The sequence below is a fragment of the Halomonas flagellata genome (assembly GCF_022487945.1).
In the GTDB taxonomy this organism is placed as follows: domain Bacteria; phylum Pseudomonadota; class Gammaproteobacteria; order Pseudomonadales; family Halomonadaceae; genus Halomonas; species Halomonas flagellata.
In genome coordinates this window covers 34938-57404 of the sequence record NZ_JAKVPY010000017.1, presented here as the reverse complement: position 1 = coordinate 57404, position 22467 = coordinate 34938, and the positions used below count along the sequence as shown (strand labels likewise).

24 protein-coding genes, 1 other RNA gene and 1 pseudogene are annotated in these 22467 nt (G+C 68.3%); 14 read left to right on the top strand and 12 right to left on the bottom strand.

All coding sequences use genetic code 11. The annotated features are described in order from the left end of the window. Window positions 1-48: 48 nt before the first annotated feature. Window positions 49-351 (bottom strand): HigA family addiction module antitoxin, encoded by a 303-nt coding sequence (locus tag MKP05_RS14305; protein WP_240568947.1) that lies wholly within the window; start codon window positions 349-351, stop codon window positions 49-51. Window positions 352-376: 25 nt separating this feature from the next. Continuing rightward, on the bottom strand, window positions 377-658 hold the full coding sequence (locus MKP05_RS14300) for a type II toxin-antitoxin system RelE/ParE family toxin (RefSeq protein ID WP_240568946.1): 282 nt from the start codon (window positions 656-658) through the stop codon (window positions 377-379). A 126-nt stretch (window positions 659-784) separates the two neighbouring features. Here MKP05_RS14300 and MKP05_RS14295 point away from each other — a divergent pair, with 126 nt between their 5' ends. Further along, window positions 785-2725, top strand: a complete 1941-nt coding sequence (locus MKP05_RS14295; protein ID WP_240568945.1) for a Clp1/GlmU family protein — start codon at window positions 785-787, stop codon at window positions 2723-2725. 22 nt (window positions 2726-2747) lie between these two features. On the opposite strand, the gene MKP05_RS14290 is transcribed toward MKP05_RS14295, so the two are convergent. The 3 genes from MKP05_RS14290 to MKP05_RS14280 form a co-directional block, all read right to left on the bottom strand. Next, window positions 2748-3665 (bottom strand): EamA family transporter, encoded by a 918-nt coding sequence (locus tag MKP05_RS14290; protein WP_240568944.1) that lies wholly within the window; start codon window positions 3663-3665, stop codon window positions 2748-2750. Continuing rightward, window positions 3662-3943, bottom strand: coding sequence for a DUF2218 domain-containing protein (locus MKP05_RS14285; RefSeq protein WP_240568943.1), 282 nt, complete (start codon window positions 3941-3943; stop codon window positions 3662-3664). The genes MKP05_RS14290 and MKP05_RS14285 overlap by 4 nt, the downstream gene beginning before the upstream one ends. Window positions 3944-4027: 84 nt before the next feature. Further along, the gene (locus MKP05_RS14280) at window positions 4028-4300 is read right to left on the bottom strand and encodes a DUF2218 domain-containing protein (RefSeq protein ID WP_240568942.1); all 273 of its coding nucleotides are present in this window, start codon (window positions 4298-4300) and stop codon (window positions 4028-4030) included. Between the two features lie 145 nt (window positions 4301-4445). On the opposite strand from MKP05_RS14280, the gene MKP05_RS14275 reads away from it, so the two are divergent. The 3 genes from MKP05_RS14275 to MKP05_RS14265 are packed head-to-tail and all read left to right on the top strand — an operon-like array spanning window position 4446 to window position 7376. Then, window positions 4446-5573 carry an ABC transporter substrate-binding protein gene (locus tag MKP05_RS14275; protein WP_240568940.1) on the top strand — a complete coding sequence of 376 codons (1128 nt, stop codon included), beginning with the start codon at window positions 4446-4448 and terminating at the stop codon, window positions 5571-5573. Then, complete coding sequence (locus MKP05_RS14270; protein ID WP_240568939.1) at window positions 5563-6633, top strand: FecCD family ABC transporter permease; 1071 nt, start codon at window positions 5563-5565, stop codon at window positions 6631-6633. Before MKP05_RS14275 ends, MKP05_RS14270 begins: the two co-directional genes overlap by 11 nt. Continuing rightward, the gene (locus MKP05_RS14265; protein ID WP_240568936.1) at window positions 6627-7376 is read left to right on the top strand and encodes an ABC transporter ATP-binding protein; all 750 of its coding nucleotides are present in this window, start codon (window positions 6627-6629) and stop codon (window positions 7374-7376) included. Before MKP05_RS14270 ends, MKP05_RS14265 begins: the two co-directional genes overlap by 7 nt. On the opposite strand, the gene MKP05_RS14260 is transcribed toward MKP05_RS14265, so the two are convergent. Beyond that, entirely contained in the window at window positions 7354-8247 is an 894-nt protein-coding gene (locus MKP05_RS14260) for a DMT family transporter (RefSeq protein WP_240568934.1), read from the bottom strand. The genes MKP05_RS14265 and MKP05_RS14260 overlap by 23 nt on opposite strands. A gap of 239 nt (window positions 8248-8486) precedes the next feature. On the opposite strand from MKP05_RS14260, the pseudogene MKP05_RS14255 reads away from it, so the two are divergent. Then, a pseudogene (locus tag MKP05_RS14255) lies at window positions 8487-8801 on the top strand (HNH endonuclease); the annotation flags it as partial. Window positions 8802-8873: 72 nt separating this feature from the next. Here the strand turns inward: MKP05_RS14255 and dnaJ are convergent. The 3 genes from dnaJ to grpE form a co-directional block, all read right to left on the bottom strand. Then, entirely contained in the window at window positions 8874-10031 is a 1158-nt protein-coding gene (gene dnaJ / locus MKP05_RS14250; protein ID WP_240568931.1) for a molecular chaperone DnaJ, read from the bottom strand. 92 nt (window positions 10032-10123) lie between these two features. Further along, complete coding sequence (gene dnaK / locus MKP05_RS14245; protein ID WP_110285447.1) at window positions 10124-12055, bottom strand: molecular chaperone DnaK; 1932 nt, start codon at window positions 12053-12055, stop codon at window positions 10124-10126. A gap of 129 nt (window positions 12056-12184) precedes the next feature. Next, window positions 12185-12811, bottom strand: a complete 627-nt coding sequence (gene grpE, locus MKP05_RS14240; RefSeq protein ID WP_110285448.1) for a nucleotide exchange factor GrpE — start codon at window positions 12809-12811, stop codon at window positions 12185-12187. Between the two features lie 247 nt (window positions 12812-13058). Here grpE and recN point away from each other — a divergent pair, with 247 nt between their 5' ends. Further along, window positions 13059-14732 carry a DNA repair protein RecN gene (gene recN, locus MKP05_RS14235; RefSeq protein WP_240568929.1) on the top strand — a complete coding sequence of 558 codons (1674 nt, stop codon included), beginning with the start codon at window positions 13059-13061 and terminating at the stop codon, window positions 14730-14732. A gap of 105 nt (window positions 14733-14837) precedes the next feature. Here recN and fur read toward each other — a convergent pair whose 3' ends face one another. Next, on the bottom strand, window positions 14838-15287 hold the full coding sequence (gene fur, locus MKP05_RS14230) for a ferric iron uptake transcriptional regulator (RefSeq protein WP_110285450.1): 450 nt from the start codon (window positions 15285-15287) through the stop codon (window positions 14838-14840). 72 nt (window positions 15288-15359) lie between these two features. Here fur and MKP05_RS14225 point away from each other — a divergent pair, with 72 nt between their 5' ends. Continuing rightward, window positions 15360-15809: an outer membrane protein assembly factor BamE gene (locus tag MKP05_RS14225; protein WP_240568927.1), complete on the top strand. Its 450-nt coding sequence runs from the start codon at window positions 15360-15362 to the stop codon at window positions 15807-15809. 51 nt (window positions 15810-15860) lie between these two features. On the opposite strand, the gene MKP05_RS14220 is transcribed toward MKP05_RS14225, so the two are convergent. Together MKP05_RS14220 and MKP05_RS14215 are read right to left on the bottom strand one after the other, a co-directional pair. Then, entirely contained in the window at window positions 15861-16163 is a 303-nt protein-coding gene (locus MKP05_RS14220) for an RnfH family protein (protein ID WP_240568925.1), read from the bottom strand. Further along, on the bottom strand, window positions 16150-16587 hold the full coding sequence (locus MKP05_RS14215; RefSeq protein ID WP_110285453.1) for a type II toxin-antitoxin system RatA family toxin: 438 nt from the start codon (window positions 16585-16587) through the stop codon (window positions 16150-16152). The genes MKP05_RS14220 and MKP05_RS14215 overlap by 14 nt, the downstream gene beginning before the upstream one ends. Window positions 16588-16714: 127 nt before the next feature. On the opposite strand from MKP05_RS14215, the gene smpB reads away from it, so the two are divergent. From smpB to MKP05_RS14180, 7 genes are all read left to right on the top strand, one after another. Further along, window positions 16715-17206 (top strand): SsrA-binding protein SmpB, encoded by a 492-nt coding sequence (gene smpB / locus MKP05_RS14210; RefSeq protein ID WP_110285454.1) that lies wholly within the window; start codon window positions 16715-16717, stop codon window positions 17204-17206. A gap of 40 nt (window positions 17207-17246) precedes the next feature. Beyond that, window positions 17247-17627: a transfer-messenger RNA gene (gene ssrA / locus MKP05_RS14205) on the top strand. Window positions 17628-17832: 205 nt separating this feature from the next. Then, on the top strand, window positions 17833-18075 hold the full coding sequence (locus tag MKP05_RS14200; protein WP_240568922.1) for a type II toxin-antitoxin system ParD family antitoxin: 243 nt from the start codon (window positions 17833-17835) through the stop codon (window positions 18073-18075). Between the two features lie 5 nt (window positions 18076-18080). Beyond that, entirely contained in the window at window positions 18081-18374 is a 294-nt protein-coding gene (locus MKP05_RS14195; RefSeq protein ID WP_240568920.1) for a type II toxin-antitoxin system RelE/ParE family toxin, read from the top strand. Between the two features lie 192 nt (window positions 18375-18566). Further along, the gene (locus tag MKP05_RS14190) at window positions 18567-19766 is read left to right on the top strand and encodes a saccharopine dehydrogenase family protein (protein ID WP_110285455.1); all 1200 of its coding nucleotides are present in this window, start codon (window positions 18567-18569) and stop codon (window positions 19764-19766) included. Window positions 19767-19772: 6 nt separating this feature from the next. Beyond that, window positions 19773-20930, top strand: a complete 1158-nt coding sequence (gene nspC, locus MKP05_RS14185) for a carboxynorspermidine decarboxylase (RefSeq protein ID WP_110285456.1) — start codon at window positions 19773-19775, stop codon at window positions 20928-20930. Between the two features lie 193 nt (window positions 20931-21123). Then, a complete protein-coding gene (locus MKP05_RS14180) occupies window positions 21124-22416 on the top strand; it encodes an aspartate kinase (protein WP_240568918.1) in 1293 nt (430 codons plus the stop codon). Window positions 22417-22467: the final 51 nt, after the last annotated feature.

Genomic DNA, 22467 nt, shown 5'->3' with positions numbered 1-22467 from the left:
TCCTGCGAATTCGATGGCATTGAGAATGCCGTGGAGTATACCAGAGGCTCAGGCCGCATCTCGCGGCGATACGCTGCGCTCGATCTCCTCGCCATGGTCGAGCTCGACCCTCTTGAGGTCATACGCTGCCTGGAGGTTCAGCCACGACTGGGCATCACCACCGAAATAACGCGCCAGACGCAGGGCCGTATCCGCCGAGATCGCGCGGCGCTCCTTGACGATCTCGTGCAACCGGGTCGCGGGCACGCGCAGCTCACGCGCCAGGGCGTTGACGCTCATCCCCAGCGGCTCGAGATAGTCCTCACGCAGCACCTCGCCTGGATGGATAGGCCGCATGCCGTTCTTGATCATGATGGCAACTCCTGCTCGACAGAGGTCAGTGATAATCCACGATTTCGACATCGAAGGCGGCGCCGCTCTCGAAGCGAAAGCAGATTCTCCACTGATCGTTGATACGAATGCTGTACTGCCCCTGCCTGTCACCGCGTAGCGCCTCGAGACGGTTGCCGGGTGGCGAGCGCAAGAAATCCAGCGTGGTTGCAGAATCCAGCAGTTGCAGCTTGCGCTCGGCCTGGCGCCGGAAGGCACGAAATGCGTTGGCGCACCCCGCTCCCTCGAAAAGTCGCTGCGCTCGCTTGCAGGCAAAGGACTCGATCATGTCACCATGATATTACGCCTCGCGTTATACGTCAAACAGAACTCTCCGCCTGGTGGGGCGGGAATCCGCTTGGGCAGCCGCGGAGGAATCGCCCACACTGGGCGTATCGATGCGAGGGTCACCGCCATGCACTCGCCCCCCGACCGCCTGCCGCGGGACCACCCGCTGCTGGCACTGCTTCTGCGGCACGAACGCGTGCTGCTGACCGGCGCCCCGGGCAGCGGCAAGACCAGCCTGGCCCGGGCCGCGGCCGCCAGCCTGGCCGACGAAGGCCTGGCCTGCCACTGCCTGAGCGCCGACCCGGGGCTGCCCGGCGTCGGCCCGCCCGGCGCCGTCTGCCTGGGCGCCTGGCGTGGCGACGCCTGGCAGATCGAGGCGGTGGCGGCGCTCGCCACCCTGGACTCGGCGCGCTTTCGCCTGCCGCTGGCCGAGGCGGTACGCCGCCTGGCCGACCTCGTGCCGGACGGCCCGCTCCTGCTGGATGCGCCCGGCGTGGTGCGCGGCGCCGCCGGGGCCGAACTGCTACCGGCACTGGCCGCGGCCGGACGGGTGACCGCCCTGGTCATGCTGGCAGCCGACGCCAACCCCGGGCCCCTGAGCCATGAGTGCCGCGCCCTGGGCCTCGAACGGCTGCCGCTGCCCCCGGACCCGCGGGCCCGCCACCCGGGGCGGCAGCTGCGCACCCGGCGCCGCACGGACGCCTGGGACGCCTACCTGGCCGACGCCACCGAGCAGACGCTCGACCTTGCACACCTGGCGGTGGTCGGCACGCCGCCGCCACGCTCCGCCCCCGCCGCCTGGCGCGGCCGGCAGGTCGGGCTGCTCGACGCCCGGGGCCACACCCAGGCCCTGGGCGAGGTACTCGCACTGGACGGAGCGAGCCTGCGACTGCGGGCACCACCGCTGAGCGAACCGACCGCCACCCTGGTGATTCGCGACGCCCAGCGACGCGGCGACGGGCAACTGGGCACCGCCCGCCCCCACCGCGCGCCGGCCAGGCGCACCGCCGAGCCGACCGAAATGCCCGTCCCCCTGGCGGCCAGGCCGGGGCCACGCCCCCAGGTCCGGCTCACCACCCTGACCGCGACCCTGGTCAATGGCGTCTTCGGCGACCCCCTGCTGCACCTGCGCCTGAGGCACCAGAAGCGCAGCCTGCTGTTCGACCTGGGCGACCCGGGCCGCCTGCCGGCGCGCCTCGCCCACCAGGTGACCGACGTCTTCATCAGCCACGCCCACTTCGACCATATCGGCGGCTTCCCCTGGCTGCTGCGTTCGCGGATCGGCGACTTTCCCGCCTGCCGGCTCTACGGCCCGCCGGGCCTGGCCGACCATCTGGCCGGGCAGATCCGCGGCGTGCTCTGGGACCGGGTGGGCGACAAGGCGCCCCGTTTCGAGGTCACCGAGCTGCACGGCGAACGGCTCGAGCGCTACCGCCTCACCGCCGGCGAGACGCAGCCGACGGCCCTGCCGCCACGACGGGCGGCCGACGGCGTGCTGCACGAGGAGCTCGGCTTTCGCGTGCGCGCGGCGACGCTGGATCACGGCACCCCGGTGCTCGCCTTCGCCTTCGAGCCCGACCTTCAGGTGAAGGTGCGCAAGGAGCGACTGGAGGCCCTCGGCTGGCCGCCGGGCCCCTGGCTGGGCGAGCTCAAGCACCATGTGCTGGCCGGCGAGGGTGCCGCCCGGCTCACCCTGCCGAACGGCGAGCGCTGGCAGGCGGCACGACTGGCGGAGGTTCTGCTGCTCACCGAGCCCGGCCAGCGGCTGGTCTACGCCACCGACCTGGGCGATACCGCGGAGAACCGCCGGCGACTGATCGCCCTGGCCCGGGGGGCCCAGGTGCTGTTCTGCGAGGCCCCCTTCCTGGCACGCGAGGCCGACCAGGCGCGACTCACCGGCCACCTCACCGCCCGCGCCTGCGGCGAGATCGCCGCCGCGGCCGGCGTCGACCAGCTGGTCCCCTTCCACTTCTCGCGCCGTCATGCGGGCAACGCCCGGGCGATTCCCGACGAGATCCGCGGCAGCTTCGCTCGCCTGCTGCCCGCGGCCGATGACGGGGAGGAGTGAGCGACCCACGCCGCCCGACGGCTCACCCCGCCGGCGTCGGCGGGCGGCCGTTGCGCAACAGCAGGGCAATGGCCGTCAACACCAGCAGGCTGCCCGGCAGCCAGACCCAGCCGATCCGCTCCGGCGACTCGATGAACAGCAGCAGCATGGAGACGAAGGGCACCAGGTAGCCGTAGGCGGTGACCGCCCCCGGGGTCAGCACCGCAGTGGCCCGCTGCATCAGCCAGAAGGTCAGGGCGCTGGAGAAGAGCCCCAGGTAGATCAGCAGCAGGAGGTCGTGCCGGCTCATCGCGGCGAGCCGCCCCACGGGCTCGATCGCCAGGCCCAGCAGGCCGATCAGCCCCCCGCCCAGGCCCAGGCTCCAGAAGGTGCGCACCGCCGCCGACTCGGCCAGGCGCCCGCTGGCCAGCCCCCACTTGCTGAGCACCGGGTAGAGCGCCGAGGAGACGCAGCCGAGGAAGAACACCGCCTCGCCGACGCCGAGGCTAACCCCCTCCGGCTCCCCCAGCGACTCGGCGAAGGCCAGCCCCAGCGCCCCCGCCGCGCCCAGGGCCAGGATCGCCGGCAGCCGCCAGGCCAGGCGCTCGACCCCGAACCCCAGCCCCAGCAGGAAGGCCAGCAACGGCACGGTGACATAGAGGGTGGCCATGGAGAGCGCCGTGGCATGGTGCGCCGCCCAGAACATGGCGCCGAAGAAGCCCGCCAGGCAGAGCCCCATCAGGCCGTAGAGCGGCAGCGCCCGCCAGCCGGGGAGAAAGGCCGGGGAGCGGCGCGCCAGCCACCAGAGCCCGGCACAGGCGATGGCGAAGCGCAGGGCGGTGAGCGACAGCGGCGGCAGCTCGCTCATCAGCCCCACGGCGGGAAACGACAGCCCCACCAGCACCGCCCACAGCAGCATGCCCAGGTGGGCGACGCGGGTCGGTGACGCGGTGGTGGTCAATTTTCCCAGACGATGACCAGTTCCTCCTCGCCCGCCATGCGCTCGAGGTGGCTCGCCACCACGCCCTCCAGGCGGTCCAGGCCCTCCTCGTCCAGGGCCTCGATGGCCACCACCAGCTTGTCCGCATCGGCCTGCATCAGGCAGGAGCCGTCCTCGAAGGCCACCCGACCCTCGCCCTCCTTCTGCTCCACCTCCAGCTTGTGCGCCCAGTGCTTGCACAGGCGGTTGATCAGCTTCGCCCCGGACTCGGTGGCGATCTCCGCACGCGAAATCGGCATGGCCCTCTCCCTTGTCTGTCGCTGGAAGGCCCAGCCTATGACGAGCCGGGCGCTCGGCGCCAGCCCCGCCCGCCCAGGCCAGCCTCACGGCCAGACGATGCTCAGGCGCTCCTTGCCGGCCAGGCGCTCCAGATGACTGGCCACCACGCCCTGCAGGCGCGCCAGCCGTTCGGCGTCGCTGGCCTCGAGACGCACCTCGAGGCGCTCCTCCGTGGCCCGCATGTGGCACACGCCGCCATCGAACACCACCCGCCCCTGGTCGGCATCGATCTCGAGCCGGTGCGCCCAGTGCTTGCAAAGCCGCCGGATCAGGCGCGGCCCGGAAGCCGTCTCGACGACGGTTCTGGACTCGATCATACTAGCCAGCCTCCGCGAATGAGAATTATGTACCAAGACCAGCGAAGCTGGATCCCGCCCAGGCAGGGAACACGGCGTTCGCCATGACGCCCCGCTGCACGATCGAGCCCCACGACAGCCCTCAACGAGTGACGAAGCCCCGAACATGCACAAGCCGCTGCTGAACGCCGCCTTTGGCACCGCCATCGCCCTCGCCGGCACGACCGCCCAGGCCGAGGAGATCACCGTTACCGACATCGCCGGCCGCCAGGTCACCCTCGACGCCCCCGTGGAGCGCATGATCCTCGGCGAGGGGCGCCAGATCTATCTGCTCGGCGCGCTGCAGCCCGAGGATCCCTTCGCCGGCGTGGTGGGCTGGCGGGAGGATTTCTCCCAGGCCGATCCGGACAACTACGCCGTCTACGCCGAGCGCTTCCCAGAGCTGGAGGAGATCCCCACCTTCGGCGGCTTCAAGGACGGCACCTTCGACGTGGAACAGGCCGCCGCGCTGGGGCCGGACGTGGTGCTGATGAACCTCGAGGCCAGGACGGCTACCGAGGACGCCGGCTACGACGACAAGCTCGCCGAGCTGGGCATCCCCATCGTCTATGTGGACCTCCGCGAGGACCCGCTCGAGCACACCCTGCCTTCCATGCGCCTGATGGGCCGGTTGCTGGGTGAGGAGGAGGACGCCGAGGCCTTTATCGCCTTCGCCGAGGCCCAGATGGCTCGCGTCACGGAGGTCATCGCCGAAGCGAATCCCGAGCGCCCCAGGGTCTTTGTCGACCGCGCCGGCGGCTATTCCGAGGATTGCTGCATGAGCTTCGGTCCCGGCAACTTCGGCGAGTACGTGGAGCTGGCGGGCGGCAGCAACATCGCCGACGGCATCATCCCCAACACCTTTGGCTCGCTGAACCCGGAGCAGATCCTCGCCGCCGACCCCGAGCAAGTGGTGGTCACCGGCGGCAACTGGGATGCCTATGTGCCCGGCGGCGACTGGGTCGGCGTGGGCCCCGGGGCCGATCTGGAAGCCGCGCGGGCCAAGCTCGAGGCACTCACCGAGCGCACCGCCATGACCGGCATCGCGGCCGTCGAGAGCGGCGATTTCCATGCCATCTGGCACCAGTTCTACAACAGTCCCTACTACTTCGTGGCCGTGCAGCAGTTGGCCAAGTGGTTCCACCCGGAGCTGTTCGCCGACCTCGACCCCGAGGCCACGATGACGGAACTCCACGAGCGGTTCCTGCCCGTGGACCCAGAGCCGGGCTACTGGATCTCCCTCCATGACCACTGAAGCGACCTCACCCACCGACGTTTCCCAGGGCCGCGGCTTCTACCACGCCCTGGTGTGGCGACGCCAGCTGATCCTCGGCGCCCTGGTGTTGGCGCTGTTCCTCAGCCTGTGTGTCGACCTCGCCCTGGGACCCGCTCGCTTCGGCCTGGGCGAGGTGATCGCCGCCCTCTTCACCCCGGATGCCGTCAGCCAGCAGGCGCGGGTGATCCTCTGGGAGATTCGCATGCCGGTGGCGCTGATGGCCCTGGCGGTCGGCGCCAGCCTGTCGGTCGCCGGCGCCCAGATGCAGACCATCCTCAGCAACCCGCTGGCCAGCCCCTTCACCCTCGGCATCTCCGCCGGGGCGAGTTTCGGCGCGGCCCTGGCGCTGGCCTTCGGCGTGGCGCTGATCCCCGCCGCCATCGAGTACGTGGTGCCGATCAACGCCTTCATCATGGCCATGCTGACCGCCTTTGCCATCCATGCGCTGAGCCTGAAGCGTGGGGTGACGATCGAGACCATCGTGCTGCTGGGCATCGCCATGGTGTTCATCTTCAACTCGCTGATGGCGCTGATCCAGTTCTTCGCCAGCCAGCAGGCCGTGGCCGCGGTGGTGTTCTGGACCATGGGCAGCCTGACCAAGGCGACCTGGCCCAAGCTGTGGGTTGCCCTGGGTGTCCTGGCGGCGGTGCTGCCGCTGCTGGCGCGCCATGGCTGGGCGCTCACCGCCATGCGCCTGGGCGACGCCAAGGCCGAGAGCATGGGCGTGAAGCCACGCGCCTTGCGCCTGGAGGTGCTGGTACTGGTGTCGCTGCTGGCGGCCATCGCCGTGGCCTTCGTCGGTACCATCGGCTTCATCGGCCTGGTCGGGCCGCATATCGCGCGCCTGCTGCTGGGCGAGGATCAGCGCTTCTTCCTGCCGGGCGCGGCACTCTGCGGTGCCCTGATCCTCTCCATCGGCTCGGTGCTGTCGAAGATCATCATCCCCGGCACCATCATCCCCATCGGGATCATCACCTCCCTGGTGGGCATTCCCTTCTTCCTGTTCCTCGTCCTCAGCCACAAGAAGGCCTCATGGTAACCCTGCAACTCGACCACCTGTCGGCCGGCTACGGCCGCCGCCAGATCCTGGCGGAAATCACCACCCCGCCCCTCGAGGGCGGCCAGGTCGTCGCCCTGCTCGGCCCCAATGCCGCGGGCAAGTCCACGCTCTTCCGGCGCATTCTCGGCCTGCTCAAGGGTGAGGGAGAGGTGCGGATCACCGGCACCCGCGCCGAGCGCCCCGTGGCCTACATGCCCCAGGACACCGGCGCCAAGGCGGTGCTGACGGTCTACGAATCGGTGTTGCTGGCGCGGATGCAGGGGCGCGGACTGAAGGTCCAGGCCGAGGACCTGGCGCAGGTCGACCGCGCCCTGGAGGAATTGGGGATCGCGGCACTGGGCGAGCGCGATATCGGCGACCTCAGTGGCGGCCAGCGCCAACTGGTGAGCGCGGCCCAGGCCCTGGTGCAGGAACCCGAGATCCTGATGCTCGACGAGCCCACCTCGGCCCTCGACCTCAACCGCCAGATCGGCCTGCTGACGGTGCTGCGGCGCTTGGCCCGGGAGCGCAAGATGCTGATCCTGGTGGCGCTGCACGACCTGGGCCATGCCCTGCGCTTCACCGATCAGGCCATGGTGCTCGAGCAGGGTCGCCTGATCGCCTGCGGGCCGACGGAGCAGGTGGTCACTCCCGAGCTGCTGCGCCGGGTCTACCGGGTGGAGGCCCGCATCGAGCCCTGCTCGAAGGGCCGCCCCCAGCTTATTGTCGAGCAGGCCGTCTGAGGCCCCGCCCCTCCAATGCCGCCAGCCCTGCCCCGGCCAGCACCAGGGGCAGGGCCAGCAGGAAGCCAGAGGAGGGCGGCAGCCCGAAGATCGCCAGATCGGCCAGCACCGGCCAGATCAGGGCCAGGTATTCGAAGGGCGCCAGCCGCGAGGCCTCCGCATAGCGCAGTGCCAGGGTCATGCAGATATGCGCCGCCCCACCGAACAGCCCCGAGAGCACCAGCAGCCCCAGCTCCGGCCCCGTGAGCGCGGCCCAGCCCAGGGGCAGGGTGGCCAGCCCCGCCAGCGCCGAGACCAGGATGAAGTAGAAGGCGATCGCCCCCGCCGTCTCCGTACGCGAGATGCGCCTCACCGTCAGCAGCGCCCCCGCCGATAGCAGCGCCGCGAGCACCCCCAGGGCGTACCCCATCACCGGCGCACCACCGGCACCGAGCCTGGGCAGCACCAGCACGGCCACGCCGGCCAGCGCCAGCAACAGCGCCCCGGCACGATAGGGCGTGAACCGTTCACCCAGCAAGATGACGCCACCCAGCGCCATCAGTATCGGGGTCAACTGCGCCAGCAGCGTCGCCTCGGCCACCGGTAACAAGGCCACCGCCGCGAAGGAGGCGAACATCGCCGCCGCCCCGAGACCCGAGCGCAGCAGGTGCCCCGCCGGGCGACGGGTGGCCAGCCCGGCGGGAAACTCCCGCCGCCATGCCAGGAACACCACAATGGGCAGCAGCGCGAAGGCCGAACGAAAGAACACGGTCTGCCCCAGCGGGGACACCGTGCTGGTCGCCTTCACGCACACCATCATCGCCGTGAAGAGGATGCCCGACAGCAGCCTGAGCGTGATGCCGGCCAGCGGCCTATCGGTGAGGTCGTCCATGAACACCATTGCCTACAGAGCTGAGCGAAAAGGGGCATTCTCGCCCCATCATGCATCGAAAGCCATCGACGGGACCCAGCTGGTAGCCCCGGCTATTTCAACAGAGCAAAATGCCGCTGTGGCATGCCTTCCCGAGTGCCCTCTACATCACGTCATGCCGATACAGGGAGACCGCCTGACTTTCGCCTTCGGCTGCCTATCCCGGGCTCGAGGCCTACGACTATCGATGTGCGGCGAGCCGGCTGCGCTATATCACGCCCGACTACCGTTACCTGGTGGAGGCTGCACACCTTATTCCCTTCGCCGAGAGCCAGGATGACCGTCCAGTGAATGGCCTGGCCCTTACCCCCAACCCGCACTGGGCCATGGACAACCACCTGATCGCCCCCGGCCCCGACCAGCTCTGGCACGTCAGCCCCACGGTGGACTCGCTGGTGGCGGATAATCAGTGGCTCTGCGAGTTGAATGGCAAGCCACTGGTATTGCCTCGTGATCCCAAGTGGCAACCCGACAGGGAGGCGCTGACGTGGCGCATGGATCATCTCCAGCGCTGAAGTCCGAACACAGAAGGCCCCCGGCATCCGACGATACCGGGGGCCATTCGCTTCGGGGCGGAAGCCGGGAGGTTACGGCTTCATGTCCTCGAAGAACTTCTTCACGCCGTCGAAGAAGCTGGTCTTGCGCGGCGAGTGGCTGTTGCCTTCGCCGAGGCTCTCCTGGAGCTGGCGCAGCAGCTCCTTCTGATCTTCCTTGAGGTTGACCGGGGTCTCGACCACCACCCGGCAGAGCAGGTCGCCCGGGGGGCCGCCGCGCACCGGCTTGACGCCCTTGCCGCGCAGCCGGAACAGCTTGCCGGTCTGGGTCTCGGGCGGAATCTTCAGCTTGACCCGGCCGTCGAGGGTCGGCACCTCGAGCTCGCCGCCGAGCGCCGCGTCGATGAAGTTGATCGGCACCTCGCACTGCAGGTTGCGGCCGTCGCGCTGGAAGATGTGGTGCGGCTTGATGTGCACCTGGACGTAGAGATCGCCCGGCGGGCCGCCGTTGATGCCGGCCTCGCCCTCGCCGTTCAGGCGAATGCGGTCACCGGTATCCACGCCGGCGGGGATCTTCACCGACAGGGTGCGGGTCTCGCGTACCCGGCCCTCGCCGTTGCACTTGTGGCACGGCACCTTGATGTGCTGGCCGCTGCCGTGGCAGGTGGGGCAGGTCTGCTGCACGGCGAAGAAGCCCTGCTGCATGCGCACCTGGCCATGGCCGTTGCAGGTGGGGCAGGTCTCCTTGGAGGAGCCGGGCTCGGCACCATGGCCATCGCAGCGCTCGCACTCGACGTGGCGCGGCACGCGGATGTCCACGGTAGTACCGGTCACCGCGCTCTCGAGATCGAGCTCGAGGTTGTAGCGCAGGTCGCTGCCGCGGGCCGGCGCGTGGGGATTGCGGCGCCCGCCGCCGCCACCGAAGATGTCGCCGAAGACATCGCCGAAGATGTCGCTGAAGCCTCCGGCCCCGGCCCCGGCCCCGGCGCCACCGAAGCCGCCCGCACCGAAGCCGCCGGCCTGGCCGTCGACACCGGCATGGCCGAACTGGTCGTAGGCGGCGCGCTTCTCGCTGTCGGTCAGGACCTCGTAGGCCTCCGAGACCTCGCGGAACTTGGCCGCCGCCGTGTCGTCGTCCGGGTTGCGGTCCGGGTGAAACTTCTGGGCCAGGCGCCGATAGGCCTTCTTGATGTCCTTCTGGTCGGCCCCGCGCTCTACGCCCAGCACCTCGTAATAGTCTCGTTTGGACATGGGTCTGTCCGCCTCCGTAGCGACACCGCGGAAACACCAACGCGGGAGTCGGGCCCCCGCGCTGGCGTCATCCGTGGCTCAGATGTCGTGGTTTACTGCTTCTTCTGGTCGTCGTTGACTTCCTCGTACTCGGCGTCGACCACGTCATCTTCCTGCTTGGCGCCGGCTTCACCGGCCTCGCCCTCGGCCTGCTGCGCGGCCTCGGCCTGGGCGGCATACATCTTCTGGGCCAGGTTGCCGGAAGCCTCGGTGAGCTTGTCCAGCTTGGCCTGGATGGCGTCCTTGTCGTCACCCTTGAGCGCCTCCTCCAGCTCGGAGATGGCGGTCTCGATGGCCTGCTTCTCCTCGGCGCTGGCCTTGTCGCCGGCCTCCTCGAGGGTCTTGCGCGAGGCGTGGACCATGCCGTCGGCCTGGTTGCGCAGCGCCACCAGCTCCTCGAACTTCTTGTCCTCGTCGGCGTGGGCCTCGGCGTCGCGGACCATCTGTTCGATCTCCTCTTCGGTCAGGCCGCTGGAGGCCTTGATGACAATCGACTGCTCCTTGCCGGTGGCCTTGTCCTTGGCGGAGACGTGCAGGATGCCGTTGGCGTCCAGGTCGAAGGCGACCTCGATCTGCGGCACGCCACGCGGCGCCGGCGGGATGTCGGCCAGGTCGAAGCGGCCCAGCGACTTGTTCTGGCCGGCCTGCTTGCGCTCGCCCTGCAGCACGTGAATGGTCACGGCAGTCTGGTTGTCGTCCGCGGTCGAGAAGGTCTGGGTCTTCTTGGTCGGGATGGTGGTGTTCTTCTCGATCAGCGGGGTCATCACGCCGCCCAGGGTCTCGATGCCCAGGGTCAGCGGGGTGACGTCGAGCAGCAGCACGTCCTTGACGTCGCCGCCCAGCACGCCGCCCTGGATCGCCGCGCCCACGGCCACGGCCTCGTCCGGGTTGACGTCCTTGCGCGCTTCCTTGCCGAAGAAGTCGGCGACCTTGGCCTGCACCATGGGCATGCGGGTCTGGCCGCCGACCAGGATGACGTCGTCGATCTCGGACGCGGACAGCCCGGCATCCTTGAGCACGGCCTTGCACGGCTCCATGGAGCGCTGCACCAGCTCCTCCACCAGCGACTCCAGCTTGGCCCGGGTCACCTTGACGTTGAGGTGCTTGGGCCCGGTGTTGTCGGCGGTGATGTAGGGCAGGTTGACGTCGGTCTGCTGGGCGCTGGAGAGCTCGATCTTGGCCTTCTCGGCGGCTTCCTTGAGGCGCTGCATGGCCAGGTTGTCGCCGGACAGGTCGATGCCGCTGTCGGCCTTGAACTGGTCGACCAGGTAGTTGATCAGCTTGAGGTCGAAGTCCTCACCGCCCAGGAAGGTGTCGCCGTTGGTGGCCAGCACCTCGAACTGGGTCTCGCCGTCGACGTCGGCCACCTCGATGATCGAGATGTCGAAGGTACCGCCGCCCAGGTCGTAGACCGCGATGGTCTTGTCGCCGCGCGCCTTGTCCATGCCGTAGGCCAGCGCCGCCGCGGTGGGCTCGTTGATGATGCGCTTGACCTCGAGGCCGGCGATGCGGCCGGCATCCTTGGTGGCCTGGCGCTGGGAGTCGTTGAAGTAGGCCGGCACGGTGATCACCGCCTCGGTGACTTCCTCACCCAGGTAGTCCTCGGCGGTCTTCTTCATCTTCTTCAGCACTTCGGCGCTGACCTGCGGCGGGGCCAGCTTCTTGCCCTTCACCTCCACCCAGGCGTCGCCGTTGTCGGCCTCGGTGATCTTGTAGGGCACCATCTTGATGTCCTTCTGCACGACATCGTCCTTGAAGCGACGGCCGATCAGGCGCTTGATGGCGTACAGGGTGTTCTCGGGGTTGGTGACCGCCTGGCGCTTGGCCGCCTGACCCACCAGGATCTCGCCGTCGTCGGTGTAGGCGATGATGGACGGCGTGGTACGCGCGCCCTCGGCGTTCTCGATCACCTTGGCGCTGTCGCCTTCGAGCAGGGCCACGCAGGAGTTGGTGGTCCCCAGGTCAATACCGATGATGCGTCCCATAGGAAATCCTCGAAAGTCGTTGCAGAGTTTCTGAAAGTCGCGTTCTGCGGCCTTCGCCGCGGAGTTGTCGTCTATCTGGGGGCCGCTCGTCGCTTTTCAAGACCCGCCGCCCCCATTTGTTGCTCGCCGTCAGTCGGCGGCCTGGCTGACCACCACCATGGCGGGGCGCACCAGGCGACCATTGAGCAGGTAGCCCTTCTGCATCACCTCCATCACGGTGTTGGGCTCGAGCTCGGGGTTGGGCACCATGGCCATGGCCTCGTGGTACTGCGGATCGAAGGGTTCGCCATGGGGCTCCACCACCTCGACGCCGAACTTGCCGAGCACGTCGTGCTGCATCTTCAGCGTCATCGAGACGCCCTCGCGGTGGGCCTCGGTGGCGTCCTCGCCCATGGCCTCGAGCGCCTTCTCCAGGCTGTCGACCACCGGCAGCAGCTCCCTGACGAACTTCTCCAGGGCGAACTTGCGCGCCTTCTCGGCCTCCTGCTCGGCACGACGGCGCACGTTCTGCGCCTCGGCGGCGGCGCGCAACGCCTGGTCCTTGGCCTCGGCCACGCTCTGCTCGAGCTCCTCGACGCGGGCCGCCAGCACCTCGGCCTCCGGATTGTCGGAGGACTCGGCCTCCCGTGCGACCTGCTCGGCCTCTTCGGCCCCTTCGATGGCGTCCTCCAGCTCGCCCTCCCGCGGCTGGGGCTCGGCCTCCTCTTCCTGGCGGGCGAGTTCCTCGTCAAGCGGGGTCTGGGGGTCTTTGGCCATGTGTGTCTCCTGAAATGCCGCTCTTGAATGCTGAGGGGCGACGCGCGCGCCGCCCGCGGGGAGTGTCGAAACATCTTCGCAGTCTGCGGGGATATATGGGGCTGGGTGCGCCGAACTCAAGTCGTGACAACGACAAGGCACTCATCGAGGGCGCCGACGTGCATTGTCGGCCCCCCTGGACTACTGTATAAACGCACAAGACGTGTACGGATAGACAGTGGTTTCGGACGGGCCCCGGGGAGGCGTCATGCTGACAGAGCTTGCCATTCGCGACTTCGCCATCGTCGATCACCTCGAGCTGGAGCTGGCCACCGGCATGACCGCCATCACCGGCGAGACCGGCGCCGGCAAGTCGATCCTGCTCGGCGCCCTGGGGCTCTGCCTGGGCGAGCGCGCCGATGCCGCCAGCGTGCGACACGGCCGCGAGCGCGCCGACCTCTCGGCCCGCTTCGACATCCGCCAGTTGCCCGCGGCGCGAGCCTGGCTCGAGGAGCGCGAGCTGCCGGCGGACGACTGCCTGCTGCGCCGGGTGGTCACCGCCGCGGGCCGCTCGAAGGCCTGGATCAACGGCCAGCCGGCCACGGTGGCCGACCTCCGAGCACTTGGCGAGCGGTTGATCGAGATCCATGGCCAGCACGCCCACCAGGCGCTGCTGCGCGAGGAGACCCACCTGCGCCTGCTCGACGACTTCGCCGGCCAGCGCGAGGCCGTGGCGGCCCTGGGCGAGACCTTCCGCCGCTGGCAGGCGGCCCGGCGCCGGCTCAAGCGGCTGGCCGAGGACGGCGACGAGCTCCAGGCACGCCGCCAGCTGCTGCGCTACCAGGTCGAGGAACTCGATCAGCTGGCCCTGGCGGAGGACGAGCTCAAGGGCCTGGAAGCGGAGCAGGAGGAGCTCGCCCATGCCGAGGAGCGCCTGCGCGAGGCGCAGTTTGCCGCCGAGTGCTGCGACAACGACGAGGGCGGTGCCACGACCCTGCTGACCCGGGCGATCAACCGGCTCTCGGCGCTGCCCGGCAGTGACCGCGGCTCCCTGGCCGAGGCGCTGGCCATGCTGGGTGACGCCCGCATCCAGGTCGAGGAGGCGGCCCGCGAGCTCAACCACTTCGCCGGCACCACCGAGCTCGACCCGGAACGCCTGGCCTGGGTCGAGGAGCGCCTCGGCGAGGTGCACCGCATCGCCCGCAAGCACCACGTGATGCCCGAGGAGGTCGTCGCGCTGCACCGCCGACTGCAGGCGGAGCTCGAGGGGCTGGAGGGCGGCGAACAGGACCTGGAGACGCTCTCCGCCGAGGTCGACGCCCTGCGCGATGCCTGGCGCGAGCAGGCCCGCCGCGTGGGCGAGGCGCGGCGCCGGGCGGCCGAGCGCTTCGGCAAGGCGGTGCAGGAGCAGCTGGCCTTCCTGGCCATGGACAAGGCGCGCTTCGCGGTGGAGGTGGAAGCCCGCGACACCCCGGCCGCGGAAGGGCTCGAGGGGGTACGCTTCCTGATCAGCGCCAACCCCGGCCAGCCGCCGCGGCCGCTGGCCAAGGTCGCCTCGGGCGGCGAGCTGTCGCGCATCAGCCTGGCGATCCAGGTGGTGGCGGCACGCCACTCGACCATTCCCTGCCTGGTGTTCGACGAGGTGGACGTGGGGGTCTCGGGCGCCACCGCCGAGATCGTTGGCCAGCTGCTGCGCCGGCTGGGCGAGCAGGGCCAGGTCCTGACCGTCACCCACCTGCCCCAGGTGGCCGCCCAGGCACACCACCACCTGCATATCGAGAAACGGGCGAAGCGCGACACCACCCTGACCCGCATGGCGCTGCTCGACGAGGCCGGCCGGGTCGGCGAGCTGGCGCGCATGCTGGGTGGCGTCAACCTCTCCGACCATACCCTGGCCCACGCCCGGGAGATGCTCGACGCCAGCCAGCGTGCCCATCACTGACCACGCCGCCCCGGCGCTCCCTCCCGGCGCCGGAACGAACACGGCCCCGATCGATGACCGGGGCCGTGTTCGTGTTCGGGGTGCTGCACTCAACGCAGCGTGCGATCACTTCTTCGGATGGATGCCTTCCTGGCGGGTCGCCTTGGAGCCCTTGGGGCGCACATAGAGCACCAGCGCATGGTCGACGAGCTCGAAGCCATGCTCCTCGGCGATCTCCTGCTGGCGACGCTCGATGGTCTCGTCGAAGAATTCGATGATCTCGCCGCTCTCGAGGCAGACCATGTGGTCGTGATGCTCTTCCTGGGAGAGCTCGAACAGCGCGTGGCCGCCATCGAAGTTGTGGCGAATCACCAGGCCGGCCGATTCGAACTGGGTGAGCACGCGGTAGACGGTGGCCAGGCCCACGTCCTCACCGGCCTCCAGCAACGCCTTGTAGACGTCCTCGGCACTCAGGTGATGCTGTCCCGGGGCATTCTCCAGGATCTGCAGTATCTTCACGCGCGGCAGGGTCACCTTCAGACCGGCCTTGCGTAGTTCATGGTTCTGGTCGGCCATGGTCGCTCTTCGCAGTATCGGGTAGGGTCGGGTATGATCGACCGAATCCACGATAGTGAAGAACAGGCGCAAATGCAAAAGTTGACTGGAATCGTCACCCTTTCGGCCATCCTGCTGCTGAGCAGCGGCTGCAGCTACCTCGGCGTCTACAAGCGCGACATCCCCCAGGGCAACCTGGTGACGGCCGAGATGGTCGAGCAGCTCCAGCCCGGCATGAGCCGCGAGCAGGTGGTCCGCGTGATGGGTCGCCCGCTGCTGGAGGCGCCCTTCGATGCCAACCAGTGGGACTACGTCTTCCGCCTCGACGAGGCCTATGGGGGCGTGGACAGCCGCCGGGTCACCCTGACCTTTGCCGGCGACCGCCTGGCCAATGTCGAGCGCGAGGGTGACCTCAGTGGCGATATCGAGCTACGCCCCGCCGAGGGCGCCGCCCCGCTGGAGGCCATGCCGGCGCCGCAGCCGCAACCCCAGCAGGATGCCGGTGCCCCCCTGCCCCAGGGCGGCGCGCCCCTCGCCCCCTGATCCGCAGTCGACACCTGACGCCCCGGCGCCGAGCCTCCTCGGCCCGGGGCGTCAGCGCTTGGTGCGGGCACGTTCGGCACGCGCCGCCTTGGGGTCGATCACCAGCGGCCGATAGACCTCGACGCGATCACCGGCCCGCAGCACCTGGTGGTCGGGGTCGCGCAGCGGCTTGCCGAAGATCCCCAGGTCCGCCTCGCCGAAGGTCGAAGGCGGCAGCTCGGGGAACAGCGTCTCCAGCCCGGCGAGCCGGACGGCCTGGCGGGCCGTGGTGCCCTCCGGGACGGCGAGGGTGACGATGCGCTGCCGCTCCGGCAGGGCGAAGGCCACCTCGATCTCGATCTCAGTAGCGGCCATAGATGTCATCGGCACGGCGGGTGAAGGAGTCGACGAGTTGCCCGGCCACCTGCTGGAAGAGCCTGCCGAAGGCCATGCCCAGCAGGCGGCTGGCGAACTCGAACTCCATCTCCAGGCTCACCTTGCAGGCATTCTCGCCCATGGGGGTGAACAGCCAGCGACCGCGCAGCCGCTTGAAGGGGCCGCTGACCAGCGACATCTCGATGCGGTCGGGCTCGATCAGGTCGTTACGGGTGGCGATGCTCTGCTCGATGCCGGCCCGTCCCAGGGTCATCTCGCCGATCAGGTGGGAGTCGTCGCGCTCGATCAGCCGCGCGCGCCGGCACCCGGGCAGGAACTCCGGATAACGCTCGAAGTCGTTGACCAGGTCGAACATCTCCTGAGGGGTGTGCCGCACCATGGCGGACCGATTGACCGTTGGCATTGAGCTCTCCGCTGACTTCACAGTGCCCAGGGCGTATCATGAGGCGTTATTTCGGGCCTTGAATGGTATCACGCTTCCCCCCATGTCGGAGGGGAGCCGCCATCGGCAGAACACGACACGAGGTTTCATGGCCAACAAGAAAGGCAAGGGCAAGGGGCCCGGCAGCAACGTCATCGCCTTGAACAAGAAGGCGCGCTTCGAGTACCACATCGACGAGACCTTCGAGGCCGGCCTGGTGCTGGCCGGCTGGGAAGTGAAGAGCCTGCGCGCCGGCAAGGCGCAGCTGACGGACACCTACATCCTGATCAAGGATGGCGAGGCCTGGCTGCTGGGCAGCCATATCATGCCGCTCAACACCGCCAGCACCCACGAGGTGGCCGACCCCACCCGCACCCGCAAGCTGCTGCTGCACCGCAAGGAGATCGCCCGGGTCTTCTCGCGGACCCAGGACAAGGGGCACACCTGCGTGCCGCTCAAGCTCTACTGGAAGGGCAACCGGGTGAAGTGCGAGCTGGCGCTGGTGACCGGCAAGAAGCTGCACGACAAGCGGGCCACCGAGAAGGACCGCGACTGGCAGCGGCAGAAGGGACGCATCATGCGGGAACAAAACAAGGCCTGAGGTATCACAATACGGCACATCCTGATAGGATGGACGTTACGGGGGCGACATGGTTTCGACGCTGGTGACAACCCCTGCGGTGCATGCCGAGAGCGTGATGTATCTCGTAAATCCAACATCACGACTAAATAGTCGCAAACGACGACAACTACGCTCAGGGCGCGCTGGCAGCTTAAACGCTGTTAGCTTCTAGCCCGGCCCGAACGCGATGTGCCCATTCATCGCCGACGGGATATGAGCCAAGACTGATGGGATCGCGGTTGGTGGTGTCCTCTCGCCAATCGCTAAACTTGACGAGGAATCGCGTTGCTGGATCCTGCCCGTCGGAGCCAGTAGCGTTAAAGCAAAAGACGGACCTAAGCATGTAGAGCCAATGGGCGAGTGCCGGCGGACGCGGGTTCGATCCCCGCCGCCTCCACCAATCAAGCAAGCGAATCAAGCACCTACGGGTGCTTTTTTCGTTTCTGTCCTGTGCCTGATCTAGTCTTCGGTCCTCGAGGTTCTCGCCGCGCTACGTGCCGACCAGGGAGACTGACCGCCACCTGTGCGCCCCTCGTCGTCACCGACAGGCCTGAATTGGCAAAGCTTGCCAAAGTCTGCCACTCTTGCCGTAGGAGGTACTCGCCATGGCCACCATGAACGTTTCCCTACCCGACGCCATGAAGCAGTGGGTAGAAGAACAAGCCCGATCCGGCCGCTACAGCAACACCAGCGACTATGTGCGCGACCTGATCCGGCGCGATCAGGACAGGGCACAGAAGATCGCCCACATGCAGGCCCTCGTCGACGAAGGCACCGAAAGCGGCACTGGCAGCCGCTCCATGGACGAGTTGCGCGAAGCAGCCCGCGATCGGGCCTCGGCCAACTGAACTCGATGCGCTACAGGCTCAGCCGCAAGGCCGAAGAGGACATCATCGGCATCTTCCTCATTGGAGTGGAGCGGTTCGGTATGGCACAAGCCGAGCGCTATCACGGTCAACTGGAGAAGTGCTTCCGCTTCCTGGCCGACAACCCCCTGGCCGCACATGAGCGCCATGAAATCATGCCTCCGGTTCGAATCCACCCAGTGGGAGCGCACCTCGTAATCTACCGAATCGAGGACGATGGCGGCATCTTTGTCATTCGCGTTCGCCACGGACACGAGGACTGGCAGGACGCATCAGAGTAACCGACTTTCGTCTCACCCTTGACGTAAAAACCCCTTGCGGCCAGCCTCAGGGGAAGCCATTATCAGCGCCCACTCGCCGGCCCAGGCGAGAGTGAGACCGGGGTGGCATCGGGTCCGGACGCGCCGAGGCGCTCCAATTACCGATAAGACCCTACCATTGTTGATATTTTCCCGATCTGGATTCGATACCCCATGAGCAAAGTCCTGATTGTCGGCGCCGGCGGCGTCGGTGGCGTCGTCACCCACAAGTGTGCCCAGCATCCCGAGGTCTTCAGCGAGATCATGCTGGCCAGCCGCAACGAAGCGAAGTGCAAGGCGATCGCGGCCCAGCTGGACCGTCCCATCCAGACGGCCCGGGTGGATGCCGATGACGTCGAGGCGCTGGTCGCACTGATCGAGTCGTTCCAGCCGGACGTGCTGATCCACGTGGCCCTGCCCTATCAGGACCTGACCATCATGGAGGCGTGCCTGCGCACCGGCGTGCCCTATCTCGACACCGCCAACTACGAGCACCCCGACGAGGCCAAGTTCGAGTACAAGGAGCAGTGGGCCTTCCAGGAGCGCTACGCCCGCGCCGGCAACATGGCCACCCTGGGCTGCGGTTTCGACCCGGGCATGACCAACATCTACTGCGCCTATGGCCAGAAGAACCTGTTCGACGAGATCCACCGGATCGACATCCTGGATGCCAACGGCGGCGACCACGGCTACCCCTTCGCCACCAACTTCAACCCCGAGATCAACATTCGCGAGATCACCGCGAATGGCCGCTACTGGGAGAAGGGCGAGTGGAAGGAGACCGCGCCCCTGGCGGAGAAGCGCACCTTCGACTTCGACGGCATCGGCGAGAAGGACCTCTACCTGCTCTACCACGAGGAGCTCGAGTCTCTCAGCCAGAACATCAAGGGCCTGGAGCGCATCCGCTTCTGGATGACCTTCTCCGAGAAGTACATCACCCACCTCAAGGTGCTGGAGAACGTCGGCATGACGCGCATCGAGCCGATCGAGGTGGAAGGGTGCAAGATCGCCCCGCTGCAGTTCCTCAAGGCGGTGCTGCCCGACCCGGCGTCGCTCGGGCCGCGCACCAAGGGCAAGACCAACATCGGCGTGATCCTCGACGGCATCAAGGACGGCAAGCGGCGCAAGGTGCACATCTACAACATCTGCGACCACCAGAAGTGCTATGAGGAGGTCAAGTCCCAGGCGATCTCCTACACCACCGGCGTGCCGGCGGTGACCGGCGCCATGCTGATGCTCCAGGGCATCTGGAAGGGCGAGGGCGTGTTCAACGTCGAGCAGCTCGACCCGGACCCCTTCATGGAGCGTATCGGCGACATGGGCCTGCCGTGGCAGATGGTAGAACTCGACCCCGACGCCGACCCGCTGGCCTGATCCACGATGGCAGAACCGACCTATCCGTTCGACATCCACGCCTGCCCCTCGCCGGCCTACGTGGTGGATGACGCCCTGCTGCGCCGCAACCTGGACCTGCTCGGCGAGGTCCAGGAGCGCAGCGGTGCCCGCATCCTGCTGGCCCTGAAGGGCTTCGCCATGTGGGACTGCTTCCCCATGATCCGCGAGTACCTGATGGGCACCACCTCCAGTGGCCAGGACGAGGCGCGCCTGGGGGCGGAGACCTTCGGCGGCGAGGTGCATGTCTACTCGCCGGCCTTCACCGAGCCGGAGATGGAGGTGGTGCTGCGCTACGCGGACCACCTGAGCTTCAACTCGCCGGGGCAGTGGCGGCGCTTCCGCAGCCGGATCGCGGGGGCGCCGCGCCGGGTCTCCTGCGGGCTGCGAGTCAATCCGGAGCACTCCACCGGCGCGGTACCGCTCTACGACCCCTGCGCCCCGGGCTCGCGACTCGGCACCCGGGCCGTGGACCTCAGGCCGGATGACCTCGAGGGCCTCGAGGGGCTGCACTTCCACACCCTGTGCGAGCAGAACAGCGACGCCTTCGAGGAGACCCTCGCGGCGTTCGAGGCCCAGTTCGGCCGCTATCTGCCCGCCATGAAGTGGATGAACTTCGGCGGCGGGCACCATATCACCCGCTCGGACTATGACGTGGAGCGGCTGGTGCGGGTGGTTCGCGACTTCCGTGCTCGCTACCCGCACCTCACGGTTTACCTGGAGCCCGGCGAGGCCATCGCCCTGAACACCGGCTACCTGGTGTGCACGGTGCTGGACATCGTCGAGAACGGCGGCCCCATCGCCATCCTCGACACCTCGGCCACGGCCCATATGCCGGACGTGCTGGAGATGCCCTACCGACCGGAGATCATCGGCGCCGGCGAGCCCGGCGAGAAGGCCCACACCTATCGGCTGGGCGGCCTGACCTGCCTCGCCGGCGACGTGGTGGGCGAGTACTCCTTCGATGCCCCCCTGCAGATCGGCGACCGGCTGGTGTTCACCGACATGGCCCACTACACCATGGTCAAGACCACCACCTTCAACGGCATCCGCCTGCCGTCGATCTGCCGGATCGACGAGGCGAGCCGCCAGGTGCGCACGGTGAAGACCTTCGGGTATGTGGACTATATGCAGCGGCTTAGCTGATACGGCCCTCGCTGCTGTCCGGACGGCTGCCGCCATGCCCCATGGCAAGGCCGGCCGGACACCCAAGGCACCCCCGGGTGCCTTTTTCATCTCTGCCCCCGGTGCTTCGCTCCCCGCGCCACCGCCTCTTCCGCCCGGCTCGCGTTTCCCGCATGGTGGCGGCTGTGACATCAACGGCCAGGGAGAATCGGCAATGACGACGGTCTTCAAGTTCGGCGGCGCCTCGATCAGGGACGCCGCGGCCATCCGCCACCTGGGCGAACTGCTGGCGGGCGTCCGGACGCGCCCGCTGGTGGTCGTGGTCTCGGCCATGGGCAAGACCACCAACGCCCTGGAGGCGCTGCTCGCCGCCGCGCGCCGCGGCGATAACGCGGACTACCGCACCCGGCTCGAGAGGCTCAGGCACGACCACCTTGCCACCGTCGAGGCCCTGTTCGGCGACCGTGCCGCCCCCGTCACCAAACGGGCCGCCGCCCTCTTCGAGGAGCTCGATCGCCGACACCAGTGCTACCGCGGCGAGGCGCGCCCCTTCCACTACGACCAGACGATCGGTTTCGGGGAACTGCTTTCCAGCACCATCGTGAACGCCTGGCTCAACGAGATCGGCGTGGCCAGCGACTGGCACGATGCCCGGGAGCTGGTGATCACCGACGATTGCCACCAGGCGGCCAATGTCGACTGGCGGGCCACCACCGAACGGATCCGCGGGCTCGGCATCGCCGGCGACGCCGTGGTGCTGACCCAGGGCTTTATCGGCGGCACCCCCGAGGGAATCTCGACGACCCTGGGTCGGGAGGGCTCGGACTACAGCGCGGCGATCTTCGCCCACTGCCTGGATGCCGAGGAGGTGGTGATCTGGAAGGACGTGCCGGGGCTGTTCAACGCCGACCCGCGACGCTTCACCAACGCCGTTCAGCTCGAGCGGATCACCTACGACGAGGCCATCGAGCTGGCCTGGCACGGTGCCAAGGTGATCCACCCCAAGACCCTGGCGCCGCTGCGGCAAAAGGCAATTCCCCTGGTGGTGCGCTCCTTCGAGAAGCCCGACGCCCCGCCCAGCATCATCGCCGCCGAAGGCCCCGACGCCGCCATCCCGGCCTTCATCCTTGCCGAAGAGCAGGCGCTGGTGGAGCTTCACCCCAGGGACTTCTCGTTCATGGACGAGCCGCGGCTGCACGACATCTTCGGTCGTCTCGCCAAGGCCGGACTGCACGCCGGCCTGGTCGACAGCGGCGCCGCACGCCTGTCGCTCTGCCTCGACGCCCACCCGGCGCGGCTCGACCCCCTGGTCGCCTCGCTGGCGTGCGACTACTCGCTCGAGCGCTACGACGCCCTGACGCTGCTCACCGTCCGCCATCCGACCGACGCCCTGCTGTCCGCGCTCAGCGGCACGCGCACGATCCTCGCCGAACGGTGCAATGCCACCACCGCCCAGCGGCTCTTCCTAGGCAGCGAGTGCCCGGCGACCTGGCAGATTCCGTCCTGAGGCCGACGCCTTCGTCAAAGGTGCGCGGCACGGTGCTGGACATCGTCGAGA